The following is a 12783-nucleotide window of genomic DNA, read 5'->3' as shown; positions in this document are numbered from 1 at the left end:
GCACTGCAGCAGACCATGGTTATGTCTTGCGGCGGAACACCAGTTTGTCGGCGCTGGACTCGGCCTGGGCATAGGCGTAGCCCTCTTCCGCAAAACCCTGCAGTTTTTCAACGGCACTGATTTTGTTCTGAATGACATAACGCGCCATAAGCCCGCGCGCACGCTTGGCATGAAAGCTGATGACTTTCCAGGCACCGTTCTTGTAGTCCTGGAAGACGCATTGCACAACCCGTGCCTGCAGAACATTCAGGTCTACTGCCTTGAAATACTCTTCCGATGCCAGATTAAGCACCACAGACTCCTGCTTCTTGCCCTTGGGCTGGTCAGCCAGGCGCTGATTCAGATAATGCGCAATCGTGCTGCCCCAGAACTCGTACAGATTCTTGCCCTTGCCCGTTTCCAGCCGTGTGCCCATCTCGAGACGATAAGGTTGCATCAGGTCAAGCGGGCGCAACACCCCATACAAGCCACTAAGCAACGCCACGTGTTCCTGAGCCCACTTCAATTGGGCGTCGGACAGGCTGGGTGCATTAAGGCCTTCATAGACATCACCATTGAAAGCCAGCACTGCCTGGCGTGAGTTAGTCTGGTCGAATACAGGTTTCCAGGCCGCGTAGCGCTCGACATTGAGCTTGGCCAGGGCATCACTGAGCTTCATCAGTGCCGCGATTTCCGAGGCTGATTTCTTCTTCAGTACCTTGATCAGAGCGGACGATTGCTCGACGAACAACGGCTGCGTGTGCAGAGCCGTACGCACAGGCGAGTCGTAATCCAGCTTCTTGGCTGGAGACAATAACAACAGCATGTCGGATCTTTCCTTTAGCGCGCCGTCCAGCCGCCATCCAGCGACAACGTTGTGCCGGTCATTTGGTCAGCTGCCTCGGAGGCCAGGAATACCGCCGCGCCCCCCAGCTGCTTGGGCGTTACGAACTGCAGCGAAGGCTGCTTCTCGGCCAGCAATTCCTTGGCCGCAGCATCGATATCAATACCATTTTTCTGGGCCAGCGCCTCGATCTGCTTTTCCACCAGCGCCGTACGCACCCAGCCCGGGCAAATCGCATTGCAAGTGACGCCATTGCCGGCATTTTCCAGCGCCGTGACCTTGGTCAGGCCTACCACACCATGCTTGGCCGCAACATAGGCCGACTTGGTCGCAGACGCCACCAGGCCATGTGCCGATGCAATATTGATAATGCGCCCCCAGCCTTGTTTTTTCATGTGCGGCAGTGCGGCAGCACTGCCATGGAAAACGGCCGACAGGTTCAGCGCAATGATGGCATCCCAGCGCTCAATGGGAAAATCCTCGATCAGGTCGGTATGCTGAATACCTGCGTTGTTGACCAGAATATCGATGCTTCCCAGAGCCTTCACCGACTGCTCGATGAAGTCGCGCGTTGCCTGCGGATTCATCAGGTCGGCATTGATGTAATGCGCCTTGACATCAAATTCCAGTTCGATGTTGACCCGTTCTTTTTCTATGGCAGCAGGATCGCCAAAGCCATTGATCACCACATTCGCGCCGTTGGCGGCCAATTCATGGGCGATTGCCAGTCCAATGCCGCTGGTCGAGCCTGTTACGACAGCATTTCTACCTTTAAGCATAGTATTCCTTTATGGAGTTCAAAAAGTCCAGATTACGTCTTCCAAATTACGTCTTAGTGTACCGCCGGGGAAGCAGACTTTAGGCACCTGCGGCCACGATCTCAGGCCATTATGCGTTTTTTTTATTTCTTGCTAGAATAGCGGACTTGCCTGTAGCCGCGTTTGATTTTTTCGACCAAGCCGAACGTTGTGGCCAGGCATGAGTAGTAAACCCGCAGTAAACCGGACAGGTGGCAGAGTGGTCGAATGTACCTGACTCGAAATCAGGCGTACGTGAATAGCGTACCGTGGGTTCGAATCCCACCCTGTCCGCCAATTCATCGTCCATGGGGTTCCATGGAAATCTACAAAACCCGCATAAACACATGCGGGTTTTTTTGTAGCTGGAACTTGACATATACATACATTATATGCACAATTTCTCATGGATATTGTCTTCGATCCTCAAAAGAACCAAGTCAATCTGGCCAAGCATGGCATCAGCCTGCTTGAGGCGGAAAGTCTGGAGTGGGAAACCGCTGTGGTGGTATTTGTAGATCAGGGCGTCACTCGCCGCATCATCAGCTTACGAAAGACGAACCAGAGGGAGGTTGCGCGCTATGCCGAAACTTAAACCCGGCCATGTCTCGCCCACGCTCGAAGAGGATGCGGCCATCAACGCCGCGATCAAACAGGACCGGGACACCCGCGAAATGACGGAAGCGGATTTTGCGCGTGCGAGGCTGGGGGCGGCGACCCTTGGCGAAGGCAAGACCCGCATTACGATCTGGCTGGACAACGAGGTGATCGACACGTTCAAGGCGCGTGCGGTTGAGCGCGGCAGGGGCTACCAGACCTTGATCAACGATGCGTTGCGTACTGCTGTGTCATCCAGCGATGCAGTGCCAGTCACGGAAGACACGCTGCGTCGCATTATTCGTGAGGAATTACATCAGGCCTGAGGTTGAAAGGCGATACAGTTCCTGTTGGTGTCTTTGTCAGCGGCTTTTTTATTGCATGGCACAGGCTGCGGCAAACTGCCGCAGCCATTTGGCATCCGACTTAGAACTTGAGGTTCATGCCCAGCCAATAACGGCGGCCGTCTTCCACATAGCCGTAGTCGTCGTAAATGACCTGCTTGTCCAGCACGTTATAAACGCCTGCGTATAGTGTCACCTTCTTGCTTACATCGTACGAGCCGCCAAAGTCGATGAAGGTCGAGGACGGAGCCATGGTGGAACTGGACGAGATGCCCTGGGTGGGATCGCCCTCTTTGCCCCGGAAGCTCACCTTCACCCAGCCATTCATCCTTTCCGAAGGTTGCCAGTCCAGGCCCAGGTTGAACATATGCTCAGGCATCTGATTCAAGGGGTTACCGGCATACTGGCCTGTCTTCTGCTTGGAATAGGTGTAGGTATAGCTGGAGGTCAGCGACAAGGTGTCGGACAGCGGGGTTGACAAGGTCGCCTCAATACCACGCGTTACGGCATCATCCACGTTGATGTAGGTCGTTGCCTCACGACCGAACTGGTTGGCTGGGCCGCACGCGGGGCAAGGAACCCGCGTGATCTTGTCGGTAAATTCATTGTCGAACAATGTAATGCCGGCAAGCAGGCCATTATCCGCGCTGTACATCAGGGCGATTTCTTTCGTCAGGGTTTTTTCCGGTTGCAGATCGGGATTGCCATACATGTTCCCGCCGCGGCTCGTGGCGCCCCAATCCGGCAAGGTTTGGCGCATGGATGGGGCCCGGAAGCCCGTGGAGACACCGCCCTTGAGGGTCCAGTTGTCGGTCATGTGCCAGACGCCGTACAGGCGCGGACTCCAATGCTGGCCCGCATTCTTGTCGCGGTCCATGCGTATGCCACCGGTCAGGGCAAACGTATCCGTAATCTGCCACTCATCCTCGGCATACAAAGCATACTGCCAGCGCTCGACCGTGGAGCGATCCGAAATGCGATTGGTCGTTGTGTCTTTCAGGTCTTCGTTACTGTAGTAGGCCCCAAGCGTCAAGATATGATCATCCAGCACCGGCATGGTCCAGCTCGAGCTAAGCGTGGTGTTGATGATGGTCATGTCGCGGGAAACGTTTTTGGTTTCTTCCCGCTGGGCGTAGGAATTCGATGTCCCGAACTCCCAGCGACCATTATGGGTCAGCGAGTAGTGTTGCCGATCAAATGTGCGATGACTGGGATCGTCGTCCAGCGCCAATGTCTGCCCGGGCGTAGAGCGATAAAGCTGCTTGGATGCGCCCCCTTCCAGGATGATGTCGTGATTGCGATTGGGTGTAAGGGACAGCTTGGCGGTCACACCCTGGTTTGTATGCCGGTTGTAGCCTTGCTCGATATCATCTTCACCGCGATAGGAATAGACTCCGTACACGCTCAAGCCCAGCAAATCTTCCTTGATCGGGCCGGCCACATAAAAGTTGCCCTGATAGATATTGCCCGAGCGCGAATGCGACTGCAGCGTGGAATCCAGTCGCAGCGATCCACCCCACTCTTTGGGTACCTTGCGCGTGATGATGTTCACGACACCGCCCATCGCATCGGACCCGTACAGCGACGACATGGGACCACGCACCACCTCGATGCGCTCGATGGCTTCCAATGGCGGAATCCAGCTTTGGTCGGTACCCGTGCTGCCGTTGGTTTGTGTTTCGCGCGTGCTGACACGCTTGCCATCCACCAGGATCAAGGTGTAGTTGGCACTCATGCCGCGTATCGATATGTCCGAGGTGTTGTTGTCTGAAGGCGTCATGATGACCCCTGGCACATCGCGCAAGGCATCGGTCAGATCTTTGTAGGCACCTTGCTCAAGCTTTTCCCGGGGAATTACCGAGATCGATGCCGGTGCATCGATAATGTCCTGCTCAAACCCTGAAGCCGTTACCACGACGGACTCCATTTGAGTGACCGTACCGCCGGCGGTTGTTTGGGCTCCGGCCGGTCAAAAGATGGGCCCCAGGCCTAACGCACATAAAACGGCCACCCGGGTCAGGTGGCCTTTTGTCACTGCCTCTTGCGGCAGCCTATCCAGCTTCAACGACATTACAGCTCTTCCTTGCTACAAAACACTAATGAGAATGATTATTAAATCATTACTCATTAATAACTGAAAGCAAGAAAACCTGTTTTTATGATTTTTCTGTCAGAGTGTTGTGTATTGATGATACAGCCGGGCCTATTCTGGCACGCAGGGTTGACTGCCTCCGATCTCGTTGCGCGCCTTCCCGCAAAGGCATATAGTAGAAGTGTGTCGTGCGTTGGGAATGGGGCCATATGCCCCGGTTTCGGTTCAGGCACCAGAGTGCCGTGCCGCTGAAGAAAGGAAGCGTCATGAATGTCCACTCCTTTATTTGGGCCACCGACCTGAACGGTGACGGGGCCTACAGCCCATGGGAAATCGTGGAAGCGGTCAAGTGGGCTTTTCGACTTCCCGGCAACCTGCTGCTTGAGGGCCTGGGCAATGTTCCTTATGTCTCCTCTGTACTGCATATCCAGGCATCCGAAGCCACAGGCTACAGCAGCCTGAACAGCGGGCTGGCCGCGTCATTGTCATTATTGATCTGGGCAATCGCCATCTTCACGGTGCTTAGCCGCTCGTCATCTTCCGATACCGCCGCGGAACGGCCTCCAGCATCAAAACCCGCACTGATTGGCACCAACCCGGCCACCATACGGCAAATTGCCGGCCCCGATAAAACGGCGGGCCAGACGGCCAGACGTCCAGTGCATTTGCCGGTCAGCCGGGCAAATTATGCGATGCCCGGCAAGGCGCCGCTCAGGCATAAGCGTCAGCGCCGGTTGGTTATTACCTGACCTGCCCAGCGCTGGTCGCGGCGGGCACGAACTTTTCACCAGCAGGGCTACTCTGGTAATTTTCGATTCCTGGGCAGGATCCCGCCCAGGACATGCCGGCTCTACCGCATTAACGCGAAGGCCGCTTCATATTGCAGGTGGTGGGCAGTTCGGCCTCAGAAGCCGGGATGACCTCTTCCGTACGCCAGCCGAAACCCGTACCTTCCTGATCAAGCTGTACTGCCTTGTCGTCTGTTTTGGACCATGTTGCAACATACAAAGGCTGCTGCAACTGATGATCGCTGGCGCGCATCTTCGCTTTTCCTCCGGACAGGCTGTCGACTTCCATGCCTTCCATGGCAAATGCCACATCGATTGGGTCGATGGAGCCAGTTTCCTTGATGGCCTTCGAAACCAGTTCCACTGCAGGATACACTTGCATCCAAGTCAAATCGTCGTTGTACTTCTTCTTGAATTCTTCGACAAGCTCGCGTCCCTTGTAGCCTTCATTATTTACGTTGCCCACGCCTACATACTTCACGCGGTCAAGCCCACTTTCCCCCATCGCGGTTGGCGCCCCCTTCAGCACGGCATAGTAGGTATAGAAGTTGGCTTCCAGCCCTGATGCCCGGGCAGCGCGAATCAATAGAGCCAGATCAGAGCCCCAGTTGCCGGTGATGATGGTGTCGGCACCCGAAGCAATGATCTTTGCCACATACGGCGAGAAATCCTTGACCTCTCCGATGGGGTGCAGATCGTCGCCTACGATCTGCACATCAGGGCGCTTCTCGGCCAGCATCTTCTTGGCTGCTTCGCTGACCGAGCGTCCGAACGCATAGTTCTGCCCGATGATATAGACCTTCTTGACGTCGTTGTTCTTCGCCAGGTGGTTGACCAGCGCCTGCATTTTCATGTCGACGTTGGAGTCGACGCTGAATTGCCAGAAGCTGCACTTTCCGTTAGTCAGTTCGGGATCGATGGCTCCGTGGTTGATATACAGAACCTCCTTACCTGGATTACGCGCATTATGTTTGTTGATGGCATCGACCAGTGCGAATGCCGCGCCCGAACCATTGCCCTGGGCCACATAACGGTAGCCTTGGTCAATGGCACGCTTGAGCTGGCTCAGACTGTCTTGAACGCCTGCCTTGTTGTCAAAGCCAACAATTTCAAGGGTATGGTCGCCCGCCCATTTTTCCTTGTTCGCAAGTTCGCTGAAGTATTGCCAGGTACGAAGCTGATTCTCGCCCAGCGCAGCAAACGATCCCGACAAGGGGTCGATAAGCGCAATCTTGACGTTATCGGCGTGCGCCATACCTGTGGCCAGGCTCATGGTTAAAGCCAATGCGCCCAGTTTGAATTTTGTTGCGTATTTCATTATGTCTCCTGTATTGATTAAAAACCCACCCTAAACTTCCAGCCAATCCTTGCGCACCTGATATGCATCGCGCAGATCTCCTGGTGATCCTTCAAACACAATGGTTCCGTGGCCCATGACATAAAGCCGTTGAGAAATATCGAGTGCAATGGCCAGCTTTTGCTCGACCAGCAGAACAGCAACCCCGCGCTCACGCAGGATGTCGAGGTACTTCGCCACCTGCTCCACGATTTGCGGCGCCAACCCTTCGGTAGGCTCATCAATCATGAGGAGCCTGGGATCACCGATCAGTGATCGACACAAGGTCAGCATTTGCTGCTCTCCCCCCGACATCACCCCGGCGGCGGTATGCCGGCGCTCCTTCAGGCGCGGAAACATTTCATACATGTCATCAACGGACCATTGGGAACGTTTTCCACGCTGCTGCCCCAGCAACAGGTTCTGCTCCACCGTCAGTGCCGGAAAGACGTCCCGGCTTTCGGGTACATAGCCCAGGCCTTGATGCACAATTTGATGGGTTCTCATACCGCTCAGTTCTTTACCATCGAACACGACTGATCCGGTCATACGCACCAGACCCATGACCGCTTTCACCGTAGTCGATCTGCCGACGCCGTTACGCCCCAGCAGGCTTACTATTTCACCCGGCTCAATGCGCAGATCGACACCTTGCAATACGTGACTTTTTCCGTAATAGGCATGCAGCCCCGAGATTTCAAGCAATGCCATCAGCCACCTCTTTTCTCTGATCTTTTTTGACTCCCAAGTAGGCTTCCTGAACCTGGGCATTGGCACGAATATTTTCCGGTGTGTCGCATGCGATGACCTGACCATAGACCACGACGGCCACTCGGTCCGCCAGGCCGAACACCACCCCCATATCATGCTCGACAATGAGCAGCGTCTTGTCGGTACTGATGGTTTTGATCAACTCGATCGCGGCGTCGCTTTCACCGCGGCTCATGCCGGCAGTGGGTTCATCAAGCAAGATGGTATGCCCCCCGCCCGCCACAGCCATGCCGATTTCAAGCGCACGTTGCTCGGCGTAGGTAAGCAGGTTCACGGAAACGTTGCAACGCGAGGCCAGCCCGATCAGCTCAAGCACTTCCTGTGCTCGATCGTGCAAGGGCCTGAGCTGGCTGATACGCCTCCAGAAGGTATATCGGTAGCCTTGAGCCCACATCGCCGCCGAGAGGATATTTTCATAGACGGTCTGACGGCTGAACAGATTCGTGATCTGGAAGCTGCGGCTCAATCCGCGCTGGTATATTTGCTGTGCGTTGCACTCGTCGATTCGATTACCATCGAACCATATTTCGCCGGAGCTGACGGTCAACCGACCGGAAATAAGATGGAACAACGTTGACTTTCCTGCACCATTGGGTCCAATGACTGCCAGCCTTTCGCCTTTTCTGACCTTGAGATCCAGTCCTCTGATGATTTCAGTTTTACCGAACTGCTTCCGCACATTGTTCAGCTCAAGAATGTTCTCTGTCATTACGCTTCTCCTTCAAGCAGCGCGGTATCTTGTTCCAGTTGCCTGAACAGCGCACGCCCCAAGGGCTTGATGCTCAGCAGACCCGCAAAGAGAATGACTATTGCAATTGCCCATGCAATGAAACCTTGATGATCCAGACTGAAGCCCCAAAGCGTCACGGGGTCCGAGGTTCCTGTGGCCCGGTGATACAGCAACTCGATCAGGACGACAGCACCCACCGCCAACGATGTGATGCTCAGAAGAAGGCGGCAGAACAATGCGTATCGCTTGTGAACGATTGTTTTTCTGACCATATCCGCACCGGGCCTCAACAAGCTGATGATGCCCCCGGGCGCATAGACCACCACAAGAATGAAAACGATGCCAAGATACATCTGCCAGCCTGCTGTGTAGTCCGGCAGGAGTTTGGTCAGCAGCACTCCGATGATCGCACCAAGTATCGGGCCGAAGAAGCTCGTTGTGCCCCCGATGAAGGTGAACAGCAATACGGCTCCGGACTCGTGCAGGCTCAATACCTCGTCCGTTGCAATCTCGAAGTTGATGGCCATTAATGATCCACCTATGCCCGCGAACAAGCCCGAGGTCATCAGCGCCATGTATCGAAGCATGTGAGGATTGAAGCCTATGAACGGAATGCGTTCCTCGTTGTCGCGCACACCATTCAACAGTCGGCCCAAGGGCGTTCTGGTCAGGTAGAAGGTTGCCGCCACGCAGATGAGCAGCCAGAACGCCACAAGATAGTAGACCTGTATCTGGGGGCCGAAGCTCCAGCCGAAGATGGGCTCGCCATATACCCGGTTGGTGGAAACGCCGCCCTCTCCTCCGAAGAAGCCGGGAAACATCAGCGAACTCGCATAAGCCATCTGTCCGATTCCCAAGGTGATCATCGCAAAGGCAACCCCTGAGATCCGTGTAATGACATAGCCTATCAATGCTGCAAAGGCCAGGCCGGTCAGCGCACCGACAATAGGTATCAATGGCAGCGGCAGCCAGAGGCCGCTGCCGCCGGCCAGATTCATTGCATGAACCGACATAAAGGCGCCCAGTCCCGAAAAAGCGGCATGCCCAAAGGACAACATGCCGCTTTGGCCCAGCAGTATGTTGTAAGACAGGGCCAGCACAATGCCCGTACCCATCTGTATAAGGTGGGAATGGGCCAGTGATGATGTAAATACATGAGGTGCCAGCATTAGCAGAGCGGCAAAGCCGAGCCACATCAGCAACATCCGGTTAGTAGTCAGCCGTTCAGCCTTGCTGGCCATCAATGAGTGGGTGGTCATGCTCAGTTCTCCCGTTTACCCAGTAGTCCGCGCGGGCGGAATATCAAGATCAGCACCAGCAGCGCATATGGCAGCATGGGCGCCACATCCGACAGGCTGACCGCCAGTACCGAATGCCCGAATGCATCAGGGCCCACGCTCAACCCTGCGGCTGACAGCACATCCAGCGGCGAAATCTCGATGGCAACGGAAAAAGTCTGAATCACACCTATAAGCAGCGATGCCAGAAGCGCCCCCATCAGCGAACCCATCCCACCGGCCACAACCACCACAAAGATGATGGTGCCCAATGTTTCAGCCATGCTCGGTTCGGTGACCAGGGAATTGCCGCCGATCACGCCCGCCAGCCCCGCCAGTGCGCAACCACCGCCAAAGACAAGCATGAAGACCCGGGGTACGTTGTGCCCCAGTGACTCAACCATTTCCGGATGTGTAAGCGAGGCCTGTATGATCAAGCCGATTCTGGTGCGGGTGAGAACAAGATACAAAGCCAGTAGCGTCAGTACTGCAATCAACATCATGAACGCCTGGTACTTGGGAAACGTAGTGGTGTAGATGGTGAACAGAGAGCCTTGCAGGATCTCAGGGATTCCGTAGGGCACGGCGGAGCGTCCCCATATCAACTGTACCGCTTCGAGTATGAGATACGAGAGACCGAAGGTATATAAAAGTTCGGCCACGTGACCGTGCTTATGCACGGCACGCAAGCCATAACGCTCCACAATGACGCCCGCCAACCCTACCAACAATGGCGCAAGGATGAAGGCAGCCCAATACCCGGCCATGCCGCTGATGGTGTAGGCAAAGTAGGCCCCCATCATATAAAAGCTGGCGTGGGCGAAATTCAGAACCCCCATCATGCTGAATATAAGCGTCAGCCCCGAAGAGAGCATGAACAGAAGCAGCCCATAGCTCAAGCTATTCAAAAGAGAAATTAGAAAAAACTCCATTCATGTCCCCAACACATCATTGTTTATATTATTTTTGCTATCGTTGATTCGTGATCATCGGTTCAGCCTGGCCACCAGGGCTGCAACGCTTGCGCCCCCTTTTGAAACTCCTAGAGCGAGATGTGGGCGCTGCCTTTCAGGCCAAGCGTCGTGCGAGCCTCGTCGGGTGTCGCCGTTTTCAGTGAAAGTTCTTCGACGATGCGCCTGATCTTCTGAACCTGCTCGGCACATGAGCGTGCCAGCTTGCCTGATTCCAGATAGAGGCTATCTTCAAGCCCCACGCGCACGTGGCCGCCCATGATGGCGCCCATCGTGATCAGCGGCATCTGGTGGCGCCCTGCACCAAGAACTGAGAATTGATAGTTCTCGCGGCCAAAGAGACGATCGGCAGTGGTGCGCATCAGCGTCAGGTTCTCGGGGTCGGGTCCCATTCCACCAAGAATGCCGAAGATCATCTGAATGAACAAAGGCCCCTTGATCAGACCGGCATCAACGAAGTACGCCAGGTTGTACAGATGCCCAAGGTCGTAGCATTCGAATTCGAACCGGGTTCCACAGTCTTCGCCAAGCACCTTCAGGATATGTTTTATATCCTTGAACGTATTGCGGAAAATAAGATCTTCCATCCCTTCGATATAGGGCTTCTCCCAGGCATGCTTCCATTCCTTGATTTTTTGCGCAGCCGGATGGATCGAGAAGTTCATGGAGCCCATATTGAGCGAGCACATTTCGGGCTTGAGCTTGAGCGGATAGGCCAGCCTTTCTTCCAGACTCATGCGCGTGCTGCCACCGCTCGTTATATTGAGGACCACATCCGTCTGTTCGCGGATACGCGGGACAATCATGTCGAATATAGCGGGGTCGGCAGTGGGGCGCCCGTCGTTCGGATCCCGCGCATGCAGGTGCACGATGGCCGCGCCGGCGTTCGCTGCGTCCACTGCATTCCGGACAATTTGATCCGGAGTCAGGGGAAGATGCTCAGACATCGACGGTGTATGGACGGCGCCAGTAACGGCACAAGTGATGATGACTTTGGATGACAGGTTTGCAGCCATTGCATATTTCCTAGACTTGTTGAGCTTGACCGGAGCGGGAAGCGAGTAGATCGTCGAAACGAGTAATGTTTGAGAATGTGGGAACCTGACGCCGACTCTGCGCCTCGAGAACCAACTCGATGACGCGATCATTGAAAGGGGTGGCTACGGCAAACTGCCGACCCGTATCACGGACAACGCCGTTGATGAAGTTGATCTCGGTATCACGGCCCTTCTCCAGATCCTGGAGCATGCTGGCACGCAGTTGTCGATGTTGACTCCAGATCCGCTCGATCAGCGGGGTCTGGGCATCCGCTTCAGTCGACGGTGCCAGGAGAAACTGCTCGAAGTCTTCACCCTGCATCGGCGCCATGCGATGTCCTGCGGCATGTGCGGCACGCACTGTCTCGTCGGCCAGAAATGCGATGCAACGCAAGGCGCGCGGGTCGTCCATCACTTCCCCGAAGGTGCAGCCCAGCGCGGCGGACATGCCACTGAACGTGGCGTTCATCAATACCTTCGACCAGCGTATTCCCAACAGGTCGGGCAATATCTGCGTGGTGCCCACACAAGAAAGGTAGGCTTGCACCTGGGCCAGCCGCGGACGTGTCACCCCATCGATCTCGCCTATCTCGAAGGCAAACTTCCTGACCGCTTCTTCCCGGGTAGTCAATTGCGAGACCCCAGGCCCGATCCAGGTGGCGCCGAAGCCAACCGCCCCACCAATGGTTCGTTGCGCGGAAACGAACGTGGCGACTCTCGGTTCGGGAATACCATTTTGCAGGGTGCACACGATGCTGTCGTCATGCAGGAAAGGCAGCAGGTGCCGCAGCACCGCATCGTTGGCGGTCTGCTTGTTCAGCAAAAAGACCAGGTCATACTGCCCTGACATTTGAGCGGGTGTCAGGGCGTGCACGGGAACAAGCAGATCCATTTCTCCGGTAATCCGCGCGCCCACACGGTTCAACACCGCGACGTGTTCTTCATTGGCATCGACAAGGTCAACCTGACGACCGCCGTGGGTCATCAGTGCGCCGATGATGGTGCCCAGTGAACCGGCGCCAATAATCACTGCTCTCATCTTGTTCTCCTGTTGCCTTGTGGGCAGCCGTCCTGAGGTCGAATTCTTGAGCGCGATATTTTTCGGAAATTCTATACGCCAAGGTGTTAAAATCGATTTTGTAGTAATAATCGATTTTTTATGATGACTTGTCAAGGGCCACGCTCAAACCTGGCCGTGGTAGCCTTGCTAAACTCGGTAG

General features: G+C 55.3%; 13 protein-coding genes and 1 tRNA gene. 4 read left to right on the top strand and 10 right to left on the bottom strand.

Annotated features, from left to right (window positions below; translation table 11 throughout):
- Window positions 1-19: 19 nt before the first annotated feature.
- Together yaaA and LKR43_RS01675 are read right to left on the bottom strand one after the other, a co-directional pair.
- Window positions 20-805 (bottom strand): peroxide stress protein YaaA, encoded by a 786-nt coding sequence (gene yaaA / locus LKR43_RS01680; RefSeq protein ID WP_227682106.1) that lies wholly within the window; start codon window positions 803-805, stop codon window positions 20-22.
- A 14-nt stretch (window positions 806-819) separates the two neighbouring features.
- Window positions 820-1602 (bottom strand): 3-hydroxybutyrate dehydrogenase, encoded by a 783-nt coding sequence (locus LKR43_RS01675; RefSeq protein ID WP_227682105.1) that lies wholly within the window; start codon window positions 1600-1602, stop codon window positions 820-822.
- 224 nt (window positions 1603-1826) lie between these two features.
- On the opposite strand from LKR43_RS01675, the gene LKR43_RS01670 reads away from it, so the two are divergent.
- From LKR43_RS01670 to LKR43_RS01660, 3 genes are all read left to right on the top strand, one after another.
- Window positions 1827-1917 (top strand) — tRNA-Ser (locus LKR43_RS01670).
- Window positions 1918-2026: 109 nt separating this feature from the next.
- On the top strand, window positions 2027-2215 hold the full coding sequence (locus tag LKR43_RS01665; protein ID WP_227682104.1) for a BrnT family toxin: 189 nt from the start codon (window positions 2027-2029) through the stop codon (window positions 2213-2215).
- Window positions 2202-2543: a BrnA antitoxin family protein gene (locus tag LKR43_RS01660; RefSeq protein ID WP_227682103.1), complete on the top strand. Its 342-nt coding sequence runs from the start codon at window positions 2202-2204 to the stop codon at window positions 2541-2543. Before LKR43_RS01665 ends, LKR43_RS01660 begins: the two co-directional genes overlap by 14 nt.
- Window positions 2544-2643: 100 nt before the next feature.
- Here the strand turns inward: LKR43_RS01660 and LKR43_RS01655 are convergent, their stop codons facing one another.
- Entirely contained in the window at window positions 2644-4488 is a 1845-nt protein-coding gene (locus LKR43_RS01655) for a ligand-gated channel protein (RefSeq protein WP_227682102.1), read from the bottom strand.
- A 431-nt stretch (window positions 4489-4919) separates the two neighbouring features.
- On the opposite strand from LKR43_RS01655, the gene LKR43_RS01650 reads away from it, so the two are divergent.
- Window positions 4920-5402, top strand: a complete 483-nt coding sequence (locus LKR43_RS01650) for a hypothetical protein (RefSeq protein ID WP_227682101.1) — start codon at window positions 4920-4922, stop codon at window positions 5400-5402.
- A 109-nt stretch (window positions 5403-5511) separates the two neighbouring features.
- Here the strand turns inward: LKR43_RS01650 and LKR43_RS01645 are convergent, their stop codons facing one another.
- From LKR43_RS01645 to LKR43_RS01615, 7 genes are all read right to left on the bottom strand, one after another.
- Window positions 5512-6759: a branched-chain amino acid ABC transporter substrate-binding protein gene (locus LKR43_RS01645; RefSeq protein WP_370632046.1), complete on the bottom strand. Its 1248-nt coding sequence runs from the start codon at window positions 6757-6759 to the stop codon at window positions 5512-5514.
- A gap of 30 nt (window positions 6760-6789) precedes the next feature.
- Window positions 6790-7488, bottom strand: a complete 699-nt coding sequence (locus LKR43_RS01640) for an ABC transporter ATP-binding protein (RefSeq protein WP_227682100.1) — start codon at window positions 7486-7488, stop codon at window positions 6790-6792.
- Window positions 7475-8257 carry an ABC transporter ATP-binding protein gene (locus LKR43_RS01635; protein WP_227682099.1) on the bottom strand — a complete coding sequence of 261 codons (783 nt, stop codon included), beginning with the start codon at window positions 8255-8257 and terminating at the stop codon, window positions 7475-7477. Before LKR43_RS01635 ends, LKR43_RS01640 begins: the two co-directional genes overlap by 14 nt.
- Entirely contained in the window at window positions 8257-9537 is a 1281-nt protein-coding gene (locus LKR43_RS01630) for a branched-chain amino acid ABC transporter permease (protein ID WP_227682098.1), read from the bottom strand. The genes LKR43_RS01635 and LKR43_RS01630 overlap by 1 nt, the downstream gene beginning before the upstream one ends.
- A 2-nt stretch (window positions 9538-9539) precedes the next feature.
- Window positions 9540-10487: a branched-chain amino acid ABC transporter permease gene (locus tag LKR43_RS01625; protein WP_227682097.1), complete on the bottom strand. Its 948-nt coding sequence runs from the start codon at window positions 10485-10487 to the stop codon at window positions 9540-9542.
- A gap of 110 nt (window positions 10488-10597) precedes the next feature.
- Entirely contained in the window at window positions 10598-11542 is a 945-nt protein-coding gene (locus tag LKR43_RS01620; protein WP_227682096.1) for a 3-keto-5-aminohexanoate cleavage protein, read from the bottom strand.
- Between the two features lie 10 nt (window positions 11543-11552).
- Window positions 11553-12602 carry a ketopantoate reductase family protein gene (locus LKR43_RS01615; RefSeq protein WP_227682095.1) on the bottom strand — a complete coding sequence of 350 codons (1050 nt, stop codon included), beginning with the start codon at window positions 12600-12602 and terminating at the stop codon, window positions 11553-11555.
- Window positions 12603-12783 lie beyond the last annotated feature (181 nt).

Origin of the sequence: Pusillimonas sp. MFBS29 (assembly GCF_020687695.1) — a bacterium.
In the GTDB taxonomy this organism is placed as follows: Bacteria; Pseudomonadota; Gammaproteobacteria; order Burkholderiales; family Burkholderiaceae_B; genus Pusillimonas_C.
The sequence above is the reverse complement of the archived record's forward strand: the minus strand, read 5'-3'. Positions and strand labels throughout refer to the sequence as shown.